A 23889-nucleotide genomic window follows, 5' to 3' on the forward strand; every position below is an offset into this window, starting at 1 on the left:
CCTCTTATCGTTTATTAGTAAAAACAAGAAGGGAATGTTTAAGTTTTTAGATGCCCCCCCATTACTGATACGATATTTGTTCCTTATTTAGATAACTTAACTCGCTTGTTTATAAGTTTTTTTGTGATATCACCAATATTTGCTCGTAAAAATGCTAAAAGCAGTGCGATTTCGTTTGTGAAATTCACTGCTTTTATATTTGTTTTTTATATTTGCTTTTTAGTATGCGGTTACTCCAAAAGAGAACTTCTTATCAAAAGGCAAGAGGTTTGAAAAAAGTCTATATTCGAGCATAAGCAAATGACTGTAGCTCTTTTAGAAAATCGTCAAATTGCTCAAGGTTCATTTGCTGGGCAGCATCGGAAAGTGCAACCGCAGGATCTGGATGTACCTCAGCCATTACTCCATCTGCACCAATTGCTAATGCTGCTTTTGCAGCTGGTAATAATAAATCTCTCCTACCTGTTGAGTGCGTTACATCGACTAATACTGGAAGATGGGTTTCTTTTTTCAAAATAGGTACAGCGGAAATATCCAATGTATTTCGTGTCGCTTTTTCATAGGTTCGGATTCCCCGCTCACATAGGATAATCTGACCGTTACCTTGTGACATAATATATTCAGCAGCATAAATAAATTCTTCAATTGTAGCTGCAATTCCTCTTTTTAATAATACAGGCTTATTCACCGAGCCAGCTGCTTTTAATAATTCAAAGTTTTGCATGTTTCTAGCCCCGATTTGGATAACATCGATGTATTCACAAGCTATTTCAATATCAAAAGGGTTCACGATTTCACTAATGACAGCCATATCATATTCATCGGCCACCCTTTTCAATATTTTTAAACCTTCCAATCCTAGTCCTTGGAAATCGTATGGAGACGTTCGAGGTTTGTAAGCTCCACCCCGTAATAATCGTAAGCCTTTTTCTTTTACGGCTTTTGCGACTGTTGCAGTCTGCTCGTAGGATTCGACAGCACAAGGTCCAAAGACAAAATGAGGTAGTCCATTACCGATTAATTCACCTTTTACATTTACAATCGTATCTTCTATTTTTTTCTTCCTTGAAACAAGTAAGGCTTTATTGTGATCACCCTTTTGTAATTCAAGTCCGGCTTTAAAAATCTCCTTAAATATATGTTCAGCAGTCGAATTATCAAACGGACCATCATTATGTTTCTTTATTAGATCCAACATATTTCTTTCTCGAACAGGGTCGTATCGGTAGACTCCCTGAGATTCCTTCACTCTTCCAATTTCTTGAACCAATTGGGCTCTCTCATTTATAAGCCTTAGTAGCTCTAAATTAATCTCGTCCACCTTTCCACGAAGCTGATCCAATTCAACTTTGCTCATTAATATTCCCATTCCTTTCAAACACTTACTAATATAGCTGTAAAATAGACATAAACATTCTATTCTTCTTTATCGAGTAAGTAAAATATGTTACATTTTTTATAAGAAGAAAAATTAGAGGGTGCATAATATTGCAAGATAAAAAGAAAATTTTTGCCCTGGATATCGGAACAAGATCGGTAGTTGGGATTATTCTTGAAGAACTTCAAGGAAAATTCCAAGTTCTTGACGTTTTAGTAAAAGAACATACGGAACGTGCGATGCTTGATGGACAAATCCATGACGTTATCGCTGTATCTAAAGTGATAACTGAAATAAAAGAGCGGCTTGAACAAGATCACGGTCCTTTAACAAAAGTATGTGTAGCAGCTGCTGGTCGAGCATTAATAACTGAAAGAGCAGCCTTTCACATTGATATACAATCGAAACCAATGATGTCAAAGCAGGATATCCTTCATTTAGAATTAAGTGCCGTTCAGGAAGCACAGGCAACCGTTGCTAATAAACAAGAATCAAAAATGAGTCATTATTATTATTGTGTCGGTTATTCCGTTCTTTATTATCGTTTAGATGGAGAAGAGATAGGAAATTTAATTGACCAAACTGGGAAGGAAGCTTCTGTTGAGATCATTGCCACTTTCTTACCTAAAGTAGTTGTTGAATCGCTCATATCTGCCTTACAACGTTCTGGTTTAGAAATGGATGCATTAACTCTTGAACCGATTGCTGCTATTAATGTACTTGTTCCAGCCTCTATGCGCCGTCTAAATGTTGCTTTAGTTGATATTGGCGCTGGAACTTCTGATATAGCCATTACTGATCTTGGTACGGTTATCGCCTATGGGATGGTCCCTATTGCTGGGGACGAAATTACAGAAGCGATTAGCGATCAGTATCTTCTAGATTTTCCATTTGCTGAAACTGCAAAAAGAGAGCTATATACAAATGATTCAGTAGTCATTCAGGATATTTTAGGATTTGAGACAGAAGTAACAAAAGAGGAAATGATTCAGCAGATTTCACCTTCTCTTGATCGATTAGCCAATTCCATCTGTGAAGAAATTTTACAATTAAATAATCAAAAATCACCGAAAGCTGTCATGCTTGTTGGTGGAGGTAGCCAAACACCGGAATTACCTAAGCGAGTCGCTGCCAAACTGCAGCTACCAGAAAATCGTGTTGCTATCAGGGGAACAGAAGCGATTTCTAGTTTAACGATTTCAGAGTCAATAAAAAAAGGACCAGAATTAGTTACGCCAATTGGAATTGCTATCGCAGCTTATCAATCACCTGTACAATATAAAACAATTTACGTGAATGAGCAGCCTGTTCGTTTATTTGAAGTCAATCATCTTACTGTTGGTGACTGTTTATTAGCCGCTGGAATTAAAATGAATAAGCTTTACGGAAAACCAGGTTTAGCAAAAATGGTCAAAGTAAATGGCACAATGATTACTATTCCTGGGCAATTCGGACAAGCACCAACGATTGAATTAAATGGGAAACCTTGCTCGTTAGATGATCCTGTTCAAACCGGGGATATTCTTAAGGTTGAGAGAGGGTCAGATGGTGAAACCACTCCTGTATCAATTAAAGACATCATTGAAGATATTCCTATGAAAAAAGTTACGGTAAATGGGAAGAAATATCAAATTGAAGCAGATATTTGCTGTAATGGTAAAATAGTTTCAATATCAAGAGAAATTGCAGATCGAGATGTCATTACATGGAGTATGCCCGAAACTATTGAACAACTATTACTTACTATCCATGAAGAGAAACTATTATTTCAATTAAGACCAGTTCGTTTAAAAATAAATGGAAAAGAAACCTTTTTCTCAGAACTATCTGGAAACCTCTACCGAAATGGAATAAAGGTTCAGCTTGAAAGTCAATTTGAACATTTAGATGAAATTCAGATTGATGCGAAAGAAACGTTAACTGTCGGAAAACTAGTCGATATTAAACAGTATCAATTAGAGTATAAAATCCCTGTCCATTTTAATGATCAACAACTAATTTTAACAAAGAGTTTATTAAACATAACTAGGAATGGAACCACTCTTAAAGAAGAAGATGTTTTAGAAGATGGAAATGAAATCACTATTGAACAAAAGAAGGTTGAGCCCTTTATTTTTCAAGATTTATTTCAATTTGTCGAGGTCGATAAGCCCGAAAAGGCAAGTGGACAATTTATTTTATTAAAAAATGGGGAAGAAACTTTTTTTTATGATGAAATTGCACCTGGGGATGAATTAAAAATTGTTTGGCCTGAATTAATTAAATAACAAAAAGCTGGTTTTGGATTAAATTCCTTAACCAGCTTTTATTAATTAGGCATTTTCCTTTAGAACTGAGTTTAATGCGGTATTTGTTATTTTCCAATGCGAAGCATTCCACTTCACATTTTGATTTTTAAACAAAAAGGCTTGTGGCGATTCATGTTTTATCTGGTACTGTTCGGCAATATGATTTGAAAGAGGACGCGAATCTTGAACGGTTAGAAAATAGCAGTTCATATCTGCATTCTCTTTTGAAAATTTCTCATATTCTTCAAACGCCGCTTGACTGACTGGACATGTTGTACTGTGCTTTAATAAATAAAACATCGATTCGTGATTGATTACTTCTGTTAACTCGTCGACACTATGGATTTGCTTCATAATTGATCCTCCTAAAAAGTTGATTTGATCTTTACTTCTTCTTCTTCAAGAGCCAGCTGCGTTTCTTGAAGTTTTTTATGTATTTCTTCGTAGGAAGAGGTAGATGGTTTAATTGAAATATATTCTTTCCCATAATCCTGATCTTCTACGATTCGAAGATTTTTTTCTTTATTTAACCCTTCATTAGAGGATTTAGTCATACTTTTTGTTCTATCTTTTACGGAAGAAACGATGCCATTCCCCTTATTTACAGCTAAACTTATCCATTGCTCTCCCTTATCCTTTAGATAAGAGGTCTGCTCATTTAGATTATAACGAATATCTCTTCCTGATTTAGGAGCTAAGAAAAGGGCTGCTGCCGCACCTACTAATCCTCCAATTAAGGCTCCAACGATAAAATCCTTTGAGTTGATACCAGTCTCTTTTTCATTATTAGCGTCAATTAGGTTCTCTTTATTTCCCACTTTTCCAACTCCTCCTTGATTATGAATGTGATCGTAATCTTTGCAGCTCTATTTCTCGTTTTTCATCGTCCGAATTTGCTTTTTTTTCCTCCCTTTTAGCTTTCCATTTATCTTTTAATTCTAATAAAATATTACTCCATTGTACTACTTGAGAGATTTTATCTTTATTTTGTTCGACTTGTTGGTCGAATGATGTTGCTACACTTCTTAATGAATGATTAAATTTATTAACTGTAGATCCTACACCCTTAACTGCAACAACGACTGAATTTAAACTTTCAGCCTTCTCTTGTATATCATCAGCAAGCACGTTGGTTTTATGAAGAAGGAGTGCCGTCTCTTTCGTCACCTCGTCTAATTGTTTCTCGATACCAGCAAGAGTTTTGGACACTCCCTCCATCGTTCCTTGAACTGCTTTCAATGTCTTTACTAAGAAAATAACTAACACGACAAATGCCATCGCAATAATGGCTACACTTATTGAAATAATCAACTGATGTCCACCTTTCTTGATTTAAGTCCGTTTAAATGAATGATTTGATTAACTTCTCCCAATATATTTTAACAGTATAATGAAAATCAGTCATGTATTCTATTCAACAATTATATACTTTTCGGTTAAAATAGAAACGTACATAAATTTTACTTACATATGGAGGCAATAAAATGAAAGATCCTCGCATTGAAAAATTGGCAAAGAACTTAATAAATTATTCTGTACGTCTTCAAAAAGGTGAAAAAGTTTTAATTGAAAATTTTGGATTACAACGTGAGCTAGTGACCGCTTTAGTAAAAGAAGCTTATGCAGCTGGCGGTTATCCATTTGTATTATTAAAAGACCACCAAGTAGACCGTGCCCTTCTAATGGGTGCACAAGATGAGCATTTCAATATGATCGCTGATTTTGAAGCAAACGTGATGAGCCAGATGGATGCTTATATCGGACTTCGTTCAGGCGACAATATTAATGAACATGCAGATGTTCCAGATGAAAAGATGAAAGTCTCTGGCCGTACTATCGGCAAAAAAGTTCATAGCAATATTCGTGTACCGAAAACAAAATGGGTTGTACTTCGTTACCCAACTTCGTCCATGGCTCAGCTTGCAAAAATGAGTACAGAAGGTTTTGAAGACTTCTATTTCAATGTTTGTAACTTAGACTATGGAAAAATGGATAAAGCAATGGACAGTTTAGTTGAATTAATGAATCGTACAGACAAAGTTCGAATTACAGGACCAGGTACCGATTTAACTTTTTCGATTAAAGATATCCCCGCGATTAAATGTGCGGGTCAGCTAAATATTCCAGATGGAGAAGTATATTCAGCACCTGTCCGTGACTCCGTTAATGGAGTAATTACTTATAATACTCCATCTCCATATCAAGGTTTTACATTTGAAAATGTGAAACTTACTTTTAAAGATGGAAAAATTGTCGAAGCAACCTCAAATGATTCGGAAAGAATTAACAGAATTTTTGACACGGATGAAGGAGCACGTTACATTGGGGAGTTTGCGATTGGTGTAAATCCATTTATCCTACACCCAATGCAAGATATTCTATTTGATGAAAAAATTGATGGCAGCTTCCACTTTACACCTGGCCAATGCTATGACGATGCTTTTAACGGTAATCATTCGAATATCCACTGGGATATGGTTAACATCCAACGTCCTGATTATGGTGGGGGAGAAATTTACTTCGATGATGTATTAATTCGTAAAGATGGACGTTTTGTCATTGCTGAATTAGAGGGATTGAACCCAGAGAATCTTAAATAAATTAAAAAGCGGAAGCGCGCTTGTAAGCCCCGATAAAGAAGACTGGTTGATTGGCGAGTGTAGCAAAGCCAGAAACCTAGTCGCACTTATGCAAACCGTTCTTTGGTTTGCCAAGCAAATGCTTCCCTACCCAGAAAGTCGTTCTTTAACTTTTGGGGTAGCGAACATTTGACCTCGAGGTCGACAAGAACTCGGACGTCCTGTCGCATTGTCGACACTAGTACTTCCTGTACGTCGGGGCTAGGACGCTTGCGCTGGTAACTACTCCAAAGTTATCCATATATCCCTAATTAAAAATGGGCCTGTTCATTTAGACAGGCCCATTTTTATTATGATATTATTTGCTGTTCATATGCTTCTTGAAATTTTTGAATATCTCCAGCACCCATGAAAATGATGACACTATTTTCATGTTTTTTCAATTCATTCGTATTTTCTTCAGATATAATCGAAGCATCAGCAATTTTTGCTTGTAAATCTTTAATCGAAAGTTTTCCATGATTTTCTCTCGCAGAGCCAAAGATTTCACATAAGTACACCTTGTCTGCTTCATTTAAGCTTTCGGCAAAATCCTCTAAAAACGTTTGCGTTCTTGTAAATGTATGTGGCTGAAAAACAGTAACAATTTCACGGTCAGGGTATTTCTGTCTTGCCGCTTCAATAGTTACTTTAATTTCAGTTGGATGATGAGCATAATCATCAATAATTACTTGAGAACCCATCTTCTTTTCAGTGAATCGTCTTTTTACACCTTTAAATGTAAGAAGTTGGTCATGAACAATTTGAGCATCTAAATTTTCATAATGACATAGTGCAATCACAGCTAATGAATTCAATATATTATGATTTCCAAAAGTAGGGATAGTGAATGTCTTATAAAAAGTATGTCTCACAAAAACATCAAAGGTCGTACCTTCCGTTGTCTTATTAATATTTCGAGCTTGAAAATCATTTTCTTCCCCAAACCCATAAAAAAGAACAGGAACCTTCGCCTGAACCCTTTGAAGCTGTTCATCATCTCCACATGCAATGATACCCTTATTGACTTGTAAAGCCATCTCCTGAAAAGCGTTAAAGACATCCTCAAGATTTGCAAAATAATCTGGGTGATCGAAATCAATATTTGTCATAATAGCATAATCCGGGAAATAAGAAAGAAAATGGCGACGGTATTCACAAGCTTCAAATACAAAGTATTCAGCACCTTGTTCTCCTTTACCTGTACCATCTCCTATTAAATAGGCCGTTGGTTTTGCCCCTTCCATCACATGTGCTAAAAGGCCCGTTGTCGATGTTTTCCCATGAGCACCCGTAATCGCTATACTCGTGAAACTTTTCATAAAATCGCCTAAGAAGCGATGATAACGTACAATTGGTAACCCTAATTTCATCGCTTCCTGTATTTCTTCATGTGTATCAGGGTAGGCATTTCCAGCTATGATCGTCATACCTGGTTGAATATTTTCCTTTTGAAAGGGAAGGATCTTTATTCCAGATTGTTCAAGGGCTTGTTGAGTAAAAAATCGTTTTTCAAAATCTGAGCCTTGGACTTCATAATTCATATCATGAAGAATTTGTGCTAAAGCACTCATTCCAGAACCCTTTATACCTACGAAATGGTAAATAGTCATATAAAGAACCTCCAAACCAAATCTTATGTAAAACAGTATATGATTATTAACTACTTTTGTTATTTTGAAAAAAATTAGGAACAGTTATTAATCGTTTGTATATTTACACAGTATAACACCAAATCATTTTGAACACTATTTTGTTTAATCCATATCAACTTTTTCTAGTCTTGGGTTTGGTCGATATCTTCTTCCAGCCTTTGCCTGATGCTTACCGTTTAATAAAACATTATCACCAGTAAAGCCAATATTAATTTTAAGAAGGCTACTGCCAACCCCATACATATCAACAGGAACTCCAAGTTCTTCAAATTCAAGAATTCGATTTTCGTTAAAACCACCGCTTACTACAATTTTCACATGGTTAAATCCTTCGTCATCTAATGCTTTCCGTAATGCAAAGACGAGCTCCGTATTTACTCCACGTGGATCAAATGTTCCTAGAAGGTGTTGATTGCGAAGGAAATATTGATCAATCAATGTCCTTGACGTATCGATTCGAACCCCTTTTAACTCTTCCCCAAACACTCTAGCAACTTTTAAGGAATCCGTTATAACATCATTATTATAATCAACAAGTGCAATTAGTTCATCCTGGGGATATGTTTCGCGATAAGCATGTGTAGCAGCCACGATATCACCATCAAATAATTGTATCAGAGCATGCGGCATCGTACCCATTCCTTGCTTACCCCACCACTCGTTCATCGCATGGGTAGCTTGAGCAGTTGCACCACCAATATAAGCGGAATAACCATCCCCTGCTTGCGTGATAAAATGGTCATCTCGATCCCCCATAAAAATGACTGGTTTTTGGACTCCGCTAACAGCTGCTGCTTTCATCACATTATAAACATTGGTCGCCACCGATGTTCTTCTTGAAAGAATACCGTCAATAAGCCCCTCTAAAAATCCAAAATCTTGATAAGCTCCTTTAATCGTTAACATTGTTTCAAATGGAGATATTTTGTCCCCATCTTTCAATGAATAAATTTCAAGCTCTTCGGGATTTGTAGCAAAAGTTTTTATTAAAGCAATAACTTCATCTGTCCCACAGAGTACAGCATGATTTTTTTGAAAAAATTGCATCGTCACGATATTATCTGAATGAAATTTTTCAATTATTTCCTTCGTCTTCAAAAAATAAACAGCAGAAAACCAACCATCTTTTACTCGTTCATCAAATTTAAATGTATGATTAGTTAAGCGTTTAATCTTCCCTTGTAATTTCAGTTCAATCTCTTTCATTCTTAAAGCTCCTCAAATAGTAAATAAAAAACGTCCATCTGTCTTATCTTTATTATGAAGTTCATGCACATAAAGAATACCATTAATTAAATGAATGTACTACTAGTCGTTTCTTGTATTTGTTCTAACTCTGCTTCAGTAATTAAAACATCACGAGGCTTACTCCCTTTAGGTTCTGAAATAAAGCCTTGAGACTCCATCATATCTATTAAGCGAGCCGCACGGTTGTAGCCAATTTTAAATCTTCTTTGAAGACTTGAAGTAGAGGCACCTCCATGGTCAATAACAAATTCGCATGCCTCATAAAAAAGCTCATCTTCTTCTTCCACCACTTGCGCCTTTTTCAAGAGTTCTTCCTGATGAAATAAGTATTCCGGTTCCTGTTGGCTACGAACATGCTCAACAACTAAATCAATCTCTGCATCTGAAACAAATGTACCTTGTAAACGAACAGGTTTGGATGAGCCATTTTCTAGGAATAGCATATCGCCTCTTCCTAAAAGTTTTTCCGCACCGCTTATATCGATGATCGTTCGAGAATCGATTTGAGAAGATACAGAAAAAGCCGTTCTAGTTGGTACATTCGCTTTAATTAGCCCGGTAATGACATCAACAGATGGTCGTTGAGTAGCAATAATTAAATGGATTCCACATGCCCTTGCTTTTTGTGCAATTCGGCAAATAGACTCTTCTACGTCTGCAGGAGACATCATCATCAAGTCTGCTAGCTCATCGATGATAATCACGATAAATGGTAGTTTTTCTGAATATCGTTTGTGCTCTTCTGCCAATTCATTAAATCGGTTAATATCCCTTACACCTGCGTGAGCAAATAGCTCATAGCGCCGTTCCATTTCATCTACTGCCCATTTTAGTGCGGCTGTAGCTGCTTTTACATCCGTAATAACAGGACTCACTAAATGTGGAATATGATTATATGGAGCTAGCTCTACCATTTTTGGATCAATTAATAATAGTTTTAGTTCATGAGGACTTGCCTTATAAAGTAACGAAATTAGTATAGAATTAATGCATACACTTTTTCCAGAACCCGTCGCTCCTGCAATAAGTCCATGTGGCATCTTTTTCAAATCAGTAACGATTGGCGCTCCTGAAATATCTAAGCCTAACACGGCAGTTAGGGGTGAAGGACTAGTTCGGAAGGCCTCAGTCTTAATAATTTCCGAAATTAATACAGGACGACTCTTCTTATTCGGGACCTCAATTCCAATTGTATGCTTACCTGGAATCGGCGCCTCAATGCGAATATCCTTAGCCGCTAAACTTAATTTAATATCATCTGAGAGATTCGTAATTTTATTTACTTTGACACCTGGTTCTGGTTGTACCTCAAAACGTGTAACAGAAGGTCCTTGTGTTATATTTACAACACTTGCCCGAACCCCAAAGTTCTTCAATGCCTCGTTTAATAAGTATTCTTGATTTTCTATCCAGTCCTCATTTTCTTGTGCAAAGCGAGTTACTGGGGGATTCAAAAGGTCAAATCCTGGGAAAATGTAATCCTCGTTCCCGAGTTTAAATGATGAAACTTCGGAATTTTCTACCTTTATTTCATTTTGAACATTTTGCCTGGTTGTAGGGACAATAGGTTCCTTATGTTTAAACTCGGCTATTTTTTTTTGCTCTAGATGATGCTTATCCTGTTTAAGCATCATGACATTAAACGGTAAATGCGTACGTTGTTGAGGTTTTTCCTCAAGGATTTCTTCCTGTATATCTAGGTTTTGTTCATTATTATTTTCATTTGTTAGGTATTGTTGATCTTCAATTATTTCTTGTACATCTTCGCATTGTTCATATTCTAATTCTTCCTGTTGATCCTGAAACGGTGTTACTTTTAATTCTACTTCCCTATCTTGGTACTGAATAGCTTCTTCTTGGTTACTATAAGAATGTTCAAGACGAAATTCTTCATGATTAGAGTTACTTAGCTCACTTACATATTCGTCCTGAAAAGTATGTAACTGTTCAACTTCAATTTCTTCAAAATTGTTTATGTTTTGATTAACAATTGTTTCATTATGAAAAAATTGTGCCATTTCATTTTGCTTTTTAAAAGAATCTTGGCTATCCTCCAATTCAAACTCGATTACTTCTTGTTGATATGGTCGCTTTGAGTACCCATAAATTGGAGAGGGAATTTCAGTTGGCCGGAAAGGACGGCTAGTTTTTTTCGAAATTTTCGAACGAACTTCATTATTATTTCGTTGTTGCTGAATCGGTTCCCTTTCAGGAAACTGCCTCTCATTTTTTATTTGTTCACTGATCCCTTGAATCTTTTCCCGCTGAGATCGTACTCGATTGTCATTAGAGCGTCTCATAACCTGTTGTGGTGGCTGGTAATCTTTAGCGATATATTTCTCTTTCCGTTCCTCGCGATTTATTTGTGTCCTTTTTTGATCAGTATCGGGTATTAACGGAAAACGAAATTGACCTTTTGGGTATTGGTAAGCGATTTTCGCATCTACATCCTTGCCCTGTTGATCATTTTTTTGATTATGTTGATATTCTACTTCCCTATCATTTTCAGTCTCGTATTCTACTTCCCTATCACGGAATATTTTTAAGATTTTATTAAACCAACTCAAGAAATATCACTCTTTCTACTCTTCTTCCTTCTTATTTTAGCAGTATTTCTTGAAAATTCGACATAAAAGAAGAAATTTAGATAAATATAACCAGAAAAATGTTAATAATCTATTCGGATGGGTGTTTTTTGTGATTGTGAAGAATATACTCAGCCCTTTTTCAATTGATGTTGCAAGTTTTTTATTTTTATTTGGGAATCATAATTGTAAAATCGATTTTTTTCGTGGAGGAAGAATGAAACAATTGGTTATCATCCTATTCACTTTTTTATTTTTCTTTTTTTTATCAAATCCTCTAAAAATTTTACTATTTGCTGGTTTTATTTGTATCGTTGTGTTCTTTGTTTACTCTATTTATTTATTTGAAAAAAAATTAAACAAATCATAGTAAGGTTTGTGGGAGTAGTGGCTTAAATACTATATCATACTATGAATGCCTTTTATTTAACATAAGAAAAAGATCACCAAACAGTGATCTCATCGTTACATTTTTCGATTTTTCCCTAAAATAAACATTGGCTCGAGTTCTCCCTCTTCGTAGGCAAAAGATAATGCAGTGATTGGGACTTTACCACTTGCAAAGAAGGACATGGCCATTTGCGCAAGAACGTCGTAACCCGTATTATTTTGAATATCAGCGATTATCAACACATCTTGATGAGGAACAGCAAGCACCATATTCCCGTTTATTTGATTCCGCATTTGTTTTAAAAAGGAATCATTCAGTATTCTACTTGCATCATACCCATCTTTAGAAGATAGAAAATAAAAAGAATTCCCAGCTACTTCATCCTTTTTTACTTCCGTAGATAATGATCTTAAATTAAATAAAGCTGATTCCTTTATTTGTTTAGGATCTACACCTTCTTTAACCACCATTTTTTCATCAATTAATCGGTAGGACTGGCCAAGATCGAGTGCATAATAAATTCTTGTTTCTGCGGTGTGCTCTTCGGTTATAAATTTTTCACCTTCACCAGATTCAACCGGAAAGGAGGTAGATCGAATAACAGGAAAGATTTTTTTATCATTTCCTAATAAACTGTTCTCCGTACCCATCACCTTAAGGCCTTCTTCCACATAATAAACTACTTCATCAATGACTTTATCTTTTTGCTCATGCCATTTGGCGACAATTCCTGATATGGCAATGGTTATTCCTTTTCCAGTACGGACATTCACTATTTTCAATTCATCTTTTTCACGATCATATGAAAAAGAACGATTAGGACTTTTTAAACGATTTTCTAATTCCTTTTTCATTTTACTACTATCCATTTTCATTACATTTCCTCCTTCAGAAGGCTTTAACTTATCCTATATTACATGAAAAATCCCTCGTCTGAAAGAAAGACGAAGGGACCATCTACTTTTTTATTTTAATCCAACGATGAATTGTTCAATTTCTTCTTGTGTTTTACGATCTTTACTTACAAAACGTCCTAACTCTTTGCCGTTCTCAAAGGCAATAAAGCTTGGAATACCGAACACATCAAGTTGAATACAAAGATCAATGTATTCATCTCGATCAATATAAATCCACTCATATTCAGCGAATTTCGCTTCAATTTCTGGTAAAACCGGTTCGATTACACGGCAATCAGGACACCAATTAGCTGAAAAAAGGAAAATATGACTTCCATTATCACGAAGCTCCGTAAACTGTTCCAATGATTCTAACTTTTTCATTTAGTTGCACATCCTATTCAAATTTACTCTTGTTTCATTTTTATAGCAACAGAATGGACGATTTCCATCATGGTTGCTGCTTCCGTTGCAAGACTACTTGTTTTCGTTTCAGAAGTTAATTTTACGCCACCTATTCCAACAATCAACTCATTCTTATCTTTTTCTACTTTTTCTACTAATAAATACCCTAAACTTTCTTTTTCCTTCCACTTTTTATTAATCTCAAATTCCTCATGTTGATTTAAAGTCGATTTATATACAACATCACTTTGCTCGTTTTCATGTTGGTTATAAAATAAAATATACGTTTTCGAACCATTCTTTAGTATTAGATTATTTGGGGATTCCTTTTCAATTTCAAATCCAAACGGTAAATAAAACTCAATCTCGCCAACCTCTTTATTCGTTTCTTTTGGTTTTTTCTTCAGTTGGTCTTGAACAGCTTTAATTGTTTCATCCTGTTTTTCTTCGAGGGATGCTGAACATCCAACCATTAGAAATATTGACAAAAGGATTAATAACGAAAACCTCATTACTGTTCCCCCTTAAAGGAAATCATTTACTCTTCTATGATACCTTGTGAGTTAGGGGACAATCAACCCTGAATCATATGTTTGCCTTTTTTTGTCGATATTTCTAATCTTAAGGATGATGGAAAAGTTAATTCAACTTATAATATTCAAATTGACCGGCTAATAATTTCGAAACATGAGTAAACATCCCGACCCGATCAATTTTTCCATTCGTAAAAACGCCAACGGCCCCCTCTTTTTTTCGGATGTTTTCCTTTTGTGCAAATTCATCCATTACAGGTCCAAGTTCATCACCTTGACGTAACCGAAGAGCAATTTCTTCAGGCAACAGAATTCTTGCTCCACCAGCAATGATAGGAGGATGGTCTTTTAACACCAAAGCCCCCCAATTACATAATAAGAGTCCATATGAAGATTCTTGTACTCCTCCTTCAAGACCAATTCCAATATCCCCCTGACCAATCTTCAAAGCATTTTCTGCACGATTGATAGAGCCTTTAATTGTTTCTTCATCTGAAAAAGGCTGCTCGTTGACACCTGATTGGGCATCTACTGAATAAAACTCAAACTCCTTTGAAAAAGCACTACGAACAGCTTCTATTTTTGCTGGATTTTTCGAACCAATCACGATTTTCATTTCATCATTCCCCCAAATAAACAAAAGGCATAGAGGTTCCTATGCCTTATGATTTCTTAACTATTTTGTTTAATGCTTTCCACAGTAGATTTATCACATGATTTCACTAGCTTTACAAGTAATTCTTTTGCTGCAGCATAATCATCGATATGAATAATCGAAGCATGAGTATGGATGTAACGAGAGCAAATCCCGATAACCGCGCTTGGTACGCCGTTATTTGATGTATGCACTTTTCCAGCATCTGTTCCGCCCTGTGAAATGAAATATTGATATGGGATCGAATTTGATTCTGCTGTATCAAGAATAAATTCTTTCATGCCACGATGTGTTACCATAGAACGGTCAAGAATTCTAAGCAATGTCCCTTTCCCAAGCTGGCCAAATTCATTTTTATCACCTGACATATCATTAGCAGGGCTCGCGTCTAACGCAAAGAATAGATCAGGGTTAATCATATTGGCAGCCGTTCCTGCTCCTCTTAGACCCACTTCCTCTTGTACCGTTGCACCTGAATACAATAAATTTGGAAGCTTTTCGTCTTTTAATTCTTTCAATAATTCGATTGATAAACCACAGCCATAACGATTATCCCATGCTTTTGCTAATATTTTCTTTGAATTGGCCATCGGCGTAAATGGACAAATTGGTACGATTTGTTGGCCGGGGCGAATTCCGATTTCGATTGCGTTGGCACGGTCATCTGCACCAACATCAATTAACATATTCGTAATCTCCATTGGCTTACTTCTTTTTGCTTCATCTAATAAATGTGGAGGGATTGAACCAATTACCCCGATAATAGGTCCATTCTCAGTCATAATTTGAACTCGTTGAGCTAATAAAACTTGACTCCACCAGCCGCCTAATGTTTGAAAGCGAATCATTCCATTTTCAGTAATAGAAGTTACCATGAAACCAACTTCATCCATATGGCCTGCGACCATGATTGTTGGACCACTTACGTCCCCTTTTTTTACTCCAAAAATACTTCCTAGCTTGTCTTGAACAATCTCGTCAGAATACATGGATAACTGTTCCTTCATAAACTTGCGAACTAAATGTTCATTACCAGGTGCACCTTGAAGTTCTGTTAACGTTTTAAAAAGCGCTAAAGTTTGCTCGTTCATTATTAACTCCTCCTAAATTCTTTCTATAATCGAAATATGTATATTCTGATTTTACAAAAGTTTCTGTGATATGACTACTATTAAGTGAACCTTTTCAATAAAATGATTTTTTTAGTTGATTCGCAGTCATGCTTGTTTATGAGTTATACTAAACTAAAATAGCCTAAGTGTAAGGAGGCCAACCTAATGAATTGGAAGTCGTTTTTATTAGGAGTAGCTGTTGGAGCAGTTAGCTGCTATGCTACGAATAAATATTTAATGGAACAGTCATACATTTCAGCCGAAAAGGTTTTGGAAAATGCCAAAAAGCAATTTAAAGAAAATGGGCCCATTAATGGTTCCTGGATTCATATGAAAGTAGAACCATTTGAGAAAAACTTGCTATCTTATCAAGTATATAAAGGTGGCATTTCTAGAAAAACAAATGACGGCGGAGAACAATATGAATTTATCGCCGATGCCAAAACAGGAACATTACTTGAAATTTATTCAATTTAAGAAAGAAGGATGCCCTTCTTTCTTATTTTTCCCGTCTGATGCTCTTCGTTATTTTTCCAGTCTCATCCCATTTTATAGCTCGATAAATAGCATCATGATAAAAAATGAACCATGCATCCTTCTTGATACCAAATGGTAGCCATTCTTCTTTAGCCTTAATTGAATTCATTGGATAATCGTCATAGGCCAAAACCCAAAGTGGATTTTGATGAGCATGTGTTGGCATTAAATCAGCCATATGTATACATGTTTCCTGCCCGTCTTCAATCACAATAATGGAGTGACCATCACTATGACCTCCCGTATGAATCATTTTGATTGGACCTAGCTCCCAGTGGTTTTCAAAAGTTTCGACTTGATGAGAAATAGCCTGCCAATTTTCCTTCCAATACGTATTTGCTGAACGAATATTAGGATTTCTCATTTCTTCCCATTCGATATTAGATGTGATGATTTTTGCGTTAGAAAAAACAGACCTATACTCACCATCCACAAAACTCGTTAAACCACATGCATGGTCAAAATGCAAATGTGTCATTAAAACTAAGTCGATGTCATGATGAGTTAAACCTAACTCCATTAATTGTTCTTCTAATTTGGATTCTTCCGCCACACCGAAATTTCTTTTTTGTTTCTCATTTAATTTACCCTTACCAATCCCCGATTCAATTAGAATATTTTTACCATCCCATTGTACCAAGATTGGGTCAGTCCGAAGTTCAATTTGATTTTTATCGTTGCATTGATATTTTCTCTCCCACAAAGCTTTCGGGACGACGCCGAACATGGCTCCACCATCTAAGTTCGTTACTCCTCCAGAAAGCCAAGTTAATTTCATTTGCTTTAACTCAAGTGTCTCCATGTCAATTCCCCCTTCTTAATGTCTTATTTTAACATTCTTAGTACAAAATGCGAAAGCGCCTTGATCAGCCCCGACAAGCAAATGCTTCTCATCCCGGAAAGTCGTTCTTTGACTTTTTGGGATGAGAACATTTGACCTCGAGGGGCTAGGCGCTGGAGCTGGATTCCGCCAAACTTCTTTAGATATATTTTTTAATTCCTAGATAGAAAAAAGACCAATCCAATATGGACAGGCCTCTACAATTTCTGGAATCTCGCTTCACTGCGATAAATACGATTTCCTTTATTTGAGAATTTCTCTTCGTATTCAGTCATAATATTTCCTTCGAAATCACTTTGATGCAGATCTAGACTGACAAAGGTTAATAGTAAGCCATATTTTGAAAAACTCGTTAATGAATATTCAAATAAACCTTGATTGTCAGTTTTAAAATGAATTTCTCCCTCATCCACAAGAATATTTTCATAAATGCGAAGAAAGCTTTCAAAGGTTAAACGTCTTTTTTCATGTCGGGTTTTCGGCCATGGATCAGAAAAATTAAGATAAATGCGATCGACATCACCTTTAGCAAAATAATTTTCTAATTCAACAGCATTCACATTTAACAACTTTAAATTAGGAAGTTCTTCTTCAATTAATTTGTCTAATGCCGTTACAATGACACTGTCTGCCAGTTCTATTCCAATATAATTTATTTCTGGATTCGCCTTTGCCATTCCAGTTACAAAACGACCTTTGCCTGTACCAATCTCTATATGAAGAGGCTGATTATTCTCAAATACCTCTGACCACTTTCCTTTATATTGCTCAGGGCTAGCAATAACATATTGAGGGTATTGATTCATTTTATCTTTAGCCCACGGTTTATTTCTTTGTCTCATTTTGACACTCCTCGAAAAAACAGTTTCGTTAAAAACCATAACATGCATAAATAGTACTTTCAAGTGGAAATATGAATTCTAAAGTTTGAAGGCATAAATAGAAAAAGGAACTCACAATCTAAGTGTGAATTCCTTTTTTACACTAGCAGAAAGGTGATAAAATCATGCCCATTAATCATCAAGATCAAGTTAATCTTCTAAAAGATATATTAACAAACCATCAATCAGATTGTTGCGGATCAGTATCGGAATTAGAGCAGTTAGAACGCCTTGCCAAGTCATTAATGGTCAATAATGATGTCCAGGATCCTGTTAAAAATGTCCTGCAAAACATTTACACTTACAGTCAAGACGGGGTCAATGCTGCTAATTTGGACGAACATATCACAACAAACCAAGACCAACTTGCCCAATGGGTAAATCATATTGATCAGTATTCTTAAGAAAATCGAAAAGCGCACTCGAAAGCCCTGACAAGCAAATCTTTCCCACCCATAGATTCGTTCTTTAACTTTATGGGTGTCGAACAATTGACCTCGAGGTCGACAAAAACTCGGGCGTCCTGTCGCTATGTCGACACTAGTACATCCTGTACGTCGGGGCAGGACGCTTTCGCTAGAAAATTTAAAACATACGCTCTAAATTCTTAATCCATTTTTCCATCTCTTCGTGCCGTTGTTTACTCTTATACCATTGGATAGAGCTTAATGATTTCACAATCACATACCACTTCATACGCAATTGTAAATGCTCGGTTAACTGAATACCATAAAGTTCAAGCCAATTTACCCATTCTGATTTCGGAATATACCAATGCAAAAGCTGGCCTAAATCAATAGCAGGATCACATATTTGGGCACCGTCCCAATCAATTAAGAACAATTCACTTTGATCGGTTAATAGCCAATTATTGTGATTTACGTCGCTATGACAGACTGCCATCTCATCAGATTGAATGTTTATATGTTCTTTATTTAAAAATGCCAATGATTGTACAATAGTTGGAATCGTTAATAAATCTAAATCAAGCCCTTCTTCGAGCATCCGAAGGAGGGTTTTCGGTTTAAGAGGCGATTTACCTAGACGTTTCAGCATCCCCAGTAACGGCTTGGAACGATGGATTTTTTTTAGAAGCTTCGCCACCTGATCCACATTCATTTCCGACGGTTTTAACTCTCTTCCGTCCATCCACTGCTGTGCAGAAATGACGTCTCCGTTTTCTAATCTTTTCGTCCAAACAAGTTTTGGGACAATTCCTTCAGCTGATAAAACAGCGAGAAATGGGGAGGAATTCCGTTTTAAAAATAACCTTTGCTCTTCAAACTGAGCAAAAAACGCTTCACCCGTTTCGCCGCCAGCAGGAATAACTTCCCACTCCTGTCCAAGTAAATGTTCCAAGATGGTTCACCTTCAATATGTGCAATTTATCTAAGAAAAGCGTAGGCGCCTTGTTCAGCTCCGACAAGCAAATGTCGACCCATAGAGGAGGTTTGCTTTTTAACCTTATCTTTGGGGCGCCATTTGACCTTGATGCCGACAAAAACGCGACTTCTTGTCGCATTGTCGACACTAGTACATCCCATAAGTCGGGGCTAGGCGCCGGAGCTGGACAATTTTCTAAGTTCAATAATTTATACTTTCTATCTTTTAAAAAATAAAAGACAGCTAACAACCAATTAAATAGGGTAGCTATCTTTTAGATTTTATCTCTAACTGACATTATTCGTCAATATAAATTAAAAATAGTACAGCTTTTGTTTATTCCATTTTTCCGATGACATATACACTTATCGGCTCTATCTGTATCTCATTTAATTCGATTTGTCTCAATGATGAACTACCTGCTTTCTTATCGTTAACGAGTTCGTGCCATTGCCCTGTTAAAGGGAACTTTACTGATTGACAGCTATTTAACGGATTGATAATGACAAGTAGCTCAGACCATTTACCAAATGTTTTTACATTTTTCAAATGATATCCAAGCATTGGTTCGACTAAAGATAGCCATTCTAAATGAGTTTGAATTTGTTTCGCTGTTTGTAACCGAAATGCTTGATGGGATTTTCTAAGCTCAATTATTCCTCTTATAAATTGAACATCTTCCATATAGAATTGTTTCTTAGGCCAATCAATTTGATTCACGCTATCAGGTGATTGATAGCTATTACCAATTCCTTGCTTCGTTCGAAAAAATTCCTGACCGCTATGCAAGAATGGAATACCTTGAGAAAGAAAGAGAATGGTCGTCGCTAACCGATGGTATTTTCTTATTAAATTTTCATTTCCGTTCAAAATTATTGAAAATTTATCCCACATCGTATGATTATCATGTGATTCAAGATAATTAACTGATTGGCCAGGCTCATTAAATAAACTATTTTCCGATGAAACACTTCCTGCTATAGCTTTTTTAGTGTTTGTTATTTTTTCACCATTTCCAAAAACATATCCTTTATCATTTTGGTTAAAGGTGCTTCCCTTTATCGAGTCTCGGAATTGATCATTGAACTGAGCAATTCTAATAAGCTTCGATTGGTTCTTTAAAATCGCCTTTTTTTCCATTGGAAGTGGTGTATTTAAATCCCAGCCTTCTCCAATGATTAAAAAATTAGGATCTAATTTATCTATAAGTTTTCTTATAGCTGTCATAGTTTCGATATCCAAAATGCCCATTAAATCAAAGCGTAATCCATCGATTCCATATTCAAGAATCCAAAATCTTACTGAATCCAGAATAAATTTTCGCACCATTAACCGTTCTGAAGCGATATCATTTCCAACACCCGTTCCATCCGAAGGCATTCCGAATTCGTCATGCCTAAAATAATACCCTGGAACAATTTTTTCAAAAGAGGAATTTTCACGTTTATATACATGATTATAAACAACATCTAAGATGACTCGGATTCCTTGTTGTTGAATGGAACGTATCGACTGCTTTAATTCCACTATTCGTGAATACGGATCTGATGGATTCGTGGAGTAACTACCCTCAGGAGCATTAAAGTGAACTGGATTATATCCCCAGTTATATTCGTCATAATCTTCGAGCTCATTCACCCCTTCAAAGTCATGAACAGGCAAAAATTCAATATGTGTGATTCCTAAATTCTTCAGATAGGTTAACCCTGTGATTCCTGTTTCAGGGGTAAAAGTATTGACCTCTCCGATACCTAAATATTTTCCTTTATGGGTAACTCCGCTGTTTGGATGAATAGTAAAATCTCGAATATGTGTTTCATAAATAATTGCATCGACTGGATTCTCAAATGGAGGTAAAGCAGGTTTCGGTAACTTTGTTTTCTCTAAGTTAATAATAACCCCTTTTTCACCATTAGCAGTCACTGCTACTGCATATGGATCAACCGTCTCTCTCCATCTTAAATTGACACAGACGAGGTAGGTATAACAATAACCCTCTAGATCCCGATTATCTTGAAAGCTCCATACCCCTTTTTCCCCTCTAATCATATTAACTTTTTCAACGTTTCCTTCTGAAGAGGATAGTTTAATGCTAACCTTTGTGGCCGTTGGAGCCCATAATTTAAATTGAGTATAGTTATTCTGATATTTCACACCTAAATCTTGTCCGTCATAGTAAAAATGTCGATCAAATTCTGACGTTCGAATGACAGCTCCAATTTGCAAATCCGATCTACCTTCATATTCATCAACAATCCAATAAGTTTCCCCAAATGATAAAGAAGTTGGGAGCTGACATACATATTTAATCGAATCATTAAGAACAATTTTTTCGTTAATATTGAGCGGAACTTTTTGCTCATCATTGGTGACATGGAATACGCTAGATTGTCCCCCATAATAAGAAAAAGGAAGGAGAATCGTAATAATACTCATTTCATCCAGATAAGCAAAGAAATTCCGCTTAATAGAAATCACTTGATGTTCATCTCCTTTTCTTGTTGTATTTCAACTAGGCACTGTCTAGTCAAAATGGAAATCGGTTCAGGATGAATGGAAATTTGTAATGGAGTCGAACCAATTGGTTCACCATCTGAGTGTACAAAAAACGGCTCTGAAGATTGTATTGATATTGTACGGGCTAAGAAATGATTCACTTCCTTGAATCCTAAATGCTTCCCCCAAAACACACTTAAGAAAACAAGCAAGAGCTTTAATCGCGATAAATTATGAACAACCGTCACATTCAATTCGCCATCATTTGCCAATGCATGTGGGGCAATTTTCATTCCCCCGCCATAATAGGGTTGATTGGATACTGTGACAAACCAAGTTTTGGGAAAGGTTTGTTTCTTTCCATTAATGATTAAATCGACTGTAGAGCATTTAAAAGTAAATAAATTTTTTAGTAATAAAATGACGTAAACAAATTGCCCAAGTGAAAACCGATTCAAAAGTCCTTTCCAGCTTGAGTGATTCGCTTCATAAGAAATAAGGGCGTCAAATCCTGCTCCAGTACTGTTTATGAAAAAATGTTCCCTGTTGTCGTCTATTATTATTTTTCCAACATCAAATGAAGGAACCTCTTGTTTTACTAGCCTTAAGAGTACCTTTAATGCGTCATCTGGATCCGACGGAATTGAAAATCCTCTTGAAAAATCATTACCAGATCCCCCAGGAATCAATCCAATTCGAACGTTTTCTAACTTGTAGCTACTGCCATTGATAACTTCATTTAAAGTCCCATCCCCTCCGACGACGATGATAGTTATAACATTCTCATCTGTATTGTCGATAATATGGGCAGCTAACTGCTTTCCATGTCCATTTTTTTCTGTAAAAAATGCCATAAACTGAATCTTACTGCTTATTAGTTTTTTCTCTAGTACAGACCATATTAATTTTGCTTTTCCGTTCCCTGCTTTTGGATTGATAATAAAATATAGTTTAGACATTTTCTTTATCACGATTCCCCTTTTTGCTCGTCATCAAGCAAATCCCATTCTGGCCTTCTGTAACTTGTCGTTTGACAATATTGAAGAAGTGCTCCAGCGCTTTTTAATTGAATATGTTTAAGAGGGGATTTCAATCGACGCATGGCTTGAAACCACTCTTCGAAATTTCTTTTTTCATAAAAGCGTACATCAGAAGGAGCATGGGGAAAATCAATGTAACCATTCCTGCTTAATACGATTTTATGAATAGGAAGCTCTATTTCATTTAACTGATAAATTTTTTGAATGATCGTGCCTGTTCGATTTAATGCGATCAATGGATTAAGAACCTTTTTCTCTTGATGCTGGATTCGTTTAATCCAAAAGTGCTCGTTACTCCCTTGAAAAACAGCATTTTCCTCCGCCTCCAGAAAGGTAATACACCAAGTGTCAGTTGGACTAATCAAAATAATTTCTGATTCAGTCGGTGCACTTTTAAGAAGAAAAATCGGATGATACAGAACTAAAAAATTATCTGGGAATCTTTGGACAAAAAACTTCAATTTTTCATCATAAAAATACTGTGAATTCATATGCGATTTTTCGGCTATCGTTGAAGTCGCCCATTTCAATTGAAAGCGAAAGAGTTGATCCAAAAATTGAATCTTCATCTCCTCTTCGTTCATAGAACGCCCAGAGAACTGTGCAGTAAACTGAAAAGGCATTTCCTCTTCATCTTTTTTTTCTTCTGGTGCTAGTGTATAGCCATGGACTGGTTTCGTTTCTACTTCTTGATTTCTTTTTTGAAATAATCCCTTTAGCCTATTAATAATTGGAGTTTTTTCATCTTCATACCAAAAACCTTGGTCAGGGGTTTCTTTCTGTTCGTTTCCCAAATTTTCTTTCAGGTTTTCCCACTGTTGTTTTTTTAATCTAACAAACCGCGATGGATAATGATAAATATTTTGTTCGTATCTCGAAACATAGTCCTCTAGTTTAATTAATTGACCCATTTACGTTTGACCTGCTTTCTGCTACTACTATGTACC

General features: G+C 36.0%; 22 protein-coding genes. 4 read left to right on the forward strand and 18 right to left on the reverse strand.

What is annotated here, in order from left to right; all coding sequences use genetic code 11:
• Positions 1 to 280 precede the first annotated feature (280 nt).
• Complete coding sequence (locus tag ACFSO7_RS20925) at positions 281 to 1357, reverse strand: bifunctional 3-deoxy-7-phosphoheptulonate synthase/chorismate mutase (protein ID WP_377879333.1); 1077 nt, start codon at positions 1355 to 1357, stop codon at positions 281 to 283.
• Between the two features lie 131 nt (positions 1358 to 1488).
• Here ACFSO7_RS20925 and pilM point away from each other — a divergent pair, with 131 nt between their 5' ends.
• Complete coding sequence (gene pilM, locus ACFSO7_RS20930) at positions 1489 to 3645, forward strand: pilus assembly protein PilM (RefSeq protein ID WP_377879334.1); 2157 nt, start codon at positions 1489 to 1491, stop codon at positions 3643 to 3645.
• A gap of 45 nt (positions 3646 to 3690) precedes the next feature.
• Here pilM and ytxJ read toward each other — a convergent pair whose 3' ends face one another.
• The 3 genes from ytxJ to ACFSO7_RS20945 are packed head-to-tail and all read right to left on the reverse strand — an operon-like array spanning position 3691 to position 4977.
• Complete coding sequence (gene ytxJ, locus ACFSO7_RS20935) at positions 3691 to 4020, reverse strand: bacillithiol system redox-active protein YtxJ (protein WP_377879335.1); 330 nt, start codon at positions 4018 to 4020, stop codon at positions 3691 to 3693.
• 11 nt (positions 4021 to 4031) lie between these two features.
• A complete protein-coding gene (locus tag ACFSO7_RS20940; RefSeq protein ID WP_377879336.1) occupies positions 4032 to 4484 on the reverse strand; it encodes a YtxH domain-containing protein in 453 nt (150 codons plus the stop codon).
• A 19-nt stretch (positions 4485 to 4503) separates the two neighbouring features.
• On the reverse strand, positions 4504 to 4977 hold the full coding sequence (locus tag ACFSO7_RS20945; protein WP_377879337.1) for a DUF948 domain-containing protein: 474 nt from the start codon (positions 4975 to 4977) through the stop codon (positions 4504 to 4506).
• Between the two features lie 173 nt (positions 4978 to 5150).
• On the opposite strand from ACFSO7_RS20945, the gene ACFSO7_RS20950 reads away from it, so the two are divergent.
• Entirely contained in the window at positions 5151 to 6266 is a 1116-nt protein-coding gene (locus ACFSO7_RS20950; protein WP_377879338.1) for an aminopeptidase, read from the forward strand.
• Between the two features lie 329 nt (positions 6267 to 6595).
• Here ACFSO7_RS20950 and murC read toward each other — a convergent pair whose 3' ends face one another.
• The 8 genes from murC to ACFSO7_RS20990 all read right to left on the reverse strand — a co-directional run bounded on the left by murC (position 6596) and on the right by ACFSO7_RS20990 (position 15743).
• Positions 6596 to 7897 carry a UDP-N-acetylmuramate--L-alanine ligase gene (gene murC / locus ACFSO7_RS20955; RefSeq protein WP_377879339.1) on the reverse strand — a complete coding sequence of 434 codons (1302 nt, stop codon included), beginning with the start codon at positions 7895 to 7897 and terminating at the stop codon, positions 6596 to 6598.
• Between the two features lie 144 nt (positions 7898 to 8041).
• Entirely contained in the window at positions 8042 to 9145 is a 1104-nt protein-coding gene (locus ACFSO7_RS20960; protein ID WP_377879340.1) for a nicotinate phosphoribosyltransferase, read from the reverse strand.
• Between the two features lie 86 nt (positions 9146 to 9231).
• On the reverse strand, positions 9232 to 11754 hold the full coding sequence (locus tag ACFSO7_RS20965; protein WP_377879341.1) for a DNA translocase FtsK: 2523 nt from the start codon (positions 11752 to 11754) through the stop codon (positions 9232 to 9234).
• 483 nt (positions 11755 to 12237) lie between these two features.
• Positions 12238 to 13038: a DUF1444 domain-containing protein gene (locus ACFSO7_RS20970; RefSeq protein ID WP_377879342.1), complete on the reverse strand. Its 801-nt coding sequence runs from the start codon at positions 13036 to 13038 to the stop codon at positions 12238 to 12240.
• A 90-nt stretch (positions 13039 to 13128) separates the two neighbouring features.
• Entirely contained in the window at positions 13129 to 13443 is a 315-nt protein-coding gene (locus ACFSO7_RS20975; protein ID WP_377879343.1) for a thioredoxin family protein, read from the reverse strand.
• Positions 13444 to 13466: 23 nt separating this feature from the next.
• Entirely contained in the window at positions 13467 to 13976 is a 510-nt protein-coding gene (locus ACFSO7_RS20980; RefSeq protein WP_377879344.1) for a hypothetical protein, read from the reverse strand.
• A gap of 127 nt (positions 13977 to 14103) precedes the next feature.
• A complete protein-coding gene (locus tag ACFSO7_RS20985) occupies positions 14104 to 14613 on the reverse strand; it encodes a DUF84 family protein (protein WP_377879345.1) in 510 nt (169 codons plus the stop codon).
• Positions 14614 to 14669: 56 nt separating this feature from the next.
• Entirely contained in the window at positions 14670 to 15743 is a 1074-nt protein-coding gene (locus ACFSO7_RS20990) for a M42 family metallopeptidase (protein ID WP_377879346.1), read from the reverse strand.
• A gap of 186 nt (positions 15744 to 15929) precedes the next feature.
• On the opposite strand from ACFSO7_RS20990, the gene ACFSO7_RS20995 reads away from it, so the two are divergent.
• Positions 15930 to 16241, forward strand: coding sequence for a PepSY domain-containing protein (locus ACFSO7_RS20995; protein WP_377879347.1), 312 nt, complete (start codon positions 15930 to 15932; stop codon positions 16239 to 16241).
• 22 nt (positions 16242 to 16263) lie between these two features.
• On the opposite strand, the gene ACFSO7_RS21000 is transcribed toward ACFSO7_RS20995, so the two are convergent.
• Positions 16264 to 17103, reverse strand: a complete 840-nt coding sequence (locus ACFSO7_RS21000; protein WP_377879348.1) for a YtnP family quorum-quenching lactonase — start codon at positions 17101 to 17103, stop codon at positions 16264 to 16266.
• 236 nt (positions 17104 to 17339) lie between these two features.
• The gene (gene trmB, locus ACFSO7_RS21005) at positions 17340 to 17984 is read right to left on the reverse strand and encodes a tRNA (guanosine(46)-N7)-methyltransferase TrmB (protein WP_377879349.1); all 645 of its coding nucleotides are present in this window, start codon (positions 17982 to 17984) and stop codon (positions 17340 to 17342) included.
• Positions 17985 to 18148: 164 nt separating this feature from the next.
• On the opposite strand from trmB, the gene ACFSO7_RS21010 reads away from it, so the two are divergent.
• On the forward strand, positions 18149 to 18427 hold the full coding sequence (locus ACFSO7_RS21010; protein ID WP_377879350.1) for a YtzH-like family protein: 279 nt from the start codon (positions 18149 to 18151) through the stop codon (positions 18425 to 18427).
• 181 nt (positions 18428 to 18608) lie between these two features.
• On the opposite strand, the gene ACFSO7_RS21015 is transcribed toward ACFSO7_RS21010, so the two are convergent.
• The 4 genes from ACFSO7_RS21015 to ACFSO7_RS21030 all read right to left on the reverse strand — a co-directional run bounded on the left by ACFSO7_RS21015 (position 18609) and on the right by ACFSO7_RS21030 (position 23853).
• On the reverse strand, positions 18609 to 19382 hold the full coding sequence (locus ACFSO7_RS21015; RefSeq protein WP_377879351.1) for a phosphotransferase: 774 nt from the start codon (positions 19380 to 19382) through the stop codon (positions 18609 to 18611).
• 360 nt (positions 19383 to 19742) lie between these two features.
• Positions 19743 to 21884 (reverse strand): type I pullulanase, encoded by a 2142-nt coding sequence (gene pulA / locus ACFSO7_RS21020; protein ID WP_377879352.1) that lies wholly within the window; start codon positions 21882 to 21884, stop codon positions 19743 to 19745.
• Entirely contained in the window at positions 21881 to 22873 is a 993-nt protein-coding gene (locus ACFSO7_RS21025) for a diacylglycerol/lipid kinase family protein (protein WP_377879353.1), read from the reverse strand. The genes pulA and ACFSO7_RS21025 overlap by 4 nt, the downstream gene beginning before the upstream one ends.
• Positions 22870 to 23853, reverse strand: a complete 984-nt coding sequence (locus ACFSO7_RS21030; RefSeq protein ID WP_377879354.1) for an NERD domain-containing protein — start codon at positions 23851 to 23853, stop codon at positions 22870 to 22872. The genes ACFSO7_RS21025 and ACFSO7_RS21030 overlap by 4 nt, the downstream gene beginning before the upstream one ends.
• Positions 23854 to 23889: the final 36 nt, after the last annotated feature.

This window comes from Bacillus sp. CGMCC 1.16607, assembly GCF_042683745.1.
Lineage (GTDB): Bacteria > Bacillota > Bacilli > Bacillales > Cytobacillaceae > Pseudoneobacillus.

Excerpts from the sequence above, each read along its gene's own strand:
- ACFSO7_RS20925 (WP_377879333.1), bottom strand. The coding sequence starts at position 1,357 with ATGAGCAAAGTTGAATTGGATCAGCTTCGTGGAAAGGTGGACGAGATT.
- ytxJ (WP_377879335.1), bottom strand. The coding sequence starts at position 4,020 with ATGAAGCAAATCCATAGTGTCGACGAGTTAACAGAAGTAATCAATCAC.
- ACFSO7_RS20950 (WP_377879338.1), top strand. The coding sequence starts at position 5,151 with ATGAAAGATCCTCGCATTGAAAAATTGGCAAAGAACTTAATAAATTAT.
- murC (WP_377879339.1), bottom strand. The coding sequence starts at position 7,897 with ATGACTATTTACCATTTCGTAGGTATAAAGGGTTCTGGAATGAGTGCT.
- ACFSO7_RS20960 (WP_377879340.1), bottom strand. The coding sequence starts at position 9,145 with ATGAAAGAGATTGAACTGAAATTACAAGGGAAGATTAAACGCTTAACT.
- ACFSO7_RS20970 (WP_377879342.1), bottom strand. The coding sequence starts at position 13,038 with ATGAAAATGGATAGTAGTAAAATGAAAAAGGAATTAGAAAATCGTTTA.
- ACFSO7_RS20975 (WP_377879343.1), bottom strand. The coding sequence starts at position 13,443 with ATGAAAAAGTTAGAATCATTGGAACAGTTTACGGAGCTTCGTGATAAT.
- ACFSO7_RS20980 (WP_377879344.1), bottom strand. The coding sequence starts at position 13,976 with ATGAGGTTTTCGTTATTAATCCTTTTGTCAATATTTCTAATGGTTGGA.
- ACFSO7_RS20985 (WP_377879345.1), bottom strand. The coding sequence starts at position 14,613 with ATGAAAATCGTGATTGGTTCGAAAAATCCAGCAAAAATAGAAGCTGTT.
- ACFSO7_RS20990 (WP_377879346.1), bottom strand. The coding sequence starts at position 15,743 with ATGAACGAGCAAACTTTAGCGCTTTTTAAAACGTTAACAGAACTTCAA.
- ACFSO7_RS20995 (WP_377879347.1), top strand. The coding sequence starts at position 15,930 with ATGAATTGGAAGTCGTTTTTATTAGGAGTAGCTGTTGGAGCAGTTAGC.
- ACFSO7_RS21000 (WP_377879348.1), bottom strand. The coding sequence starts at position 17,103 with ATGGAGACACTTGAGTTAAAGCAAATGAAATTAACTTGGCTTTCTGGA.
- trmB (WP_377879349.1), bottom strand. The coding sequence starts at position 17,984 with ATGAGACAAAGAAATAAACCGTGGGCTAAAGATAAAATGAATCAATAC.
- ACFSO7_RS21010 (WP_377879350.1), top strand. The coding sequence starts at position 18,149 with ATGCCCATTAATCATCAAGATCAAGTTAATCTTCTAAAAGATATATTA.
- ACFSO7_RS21030 (WP_377879354.1), bottom strand. The coding sequence starts at position 23,853 with ATGGGTCAATTAATTAAACTAGAGGACTATGTTTCGAGATACGAACAA.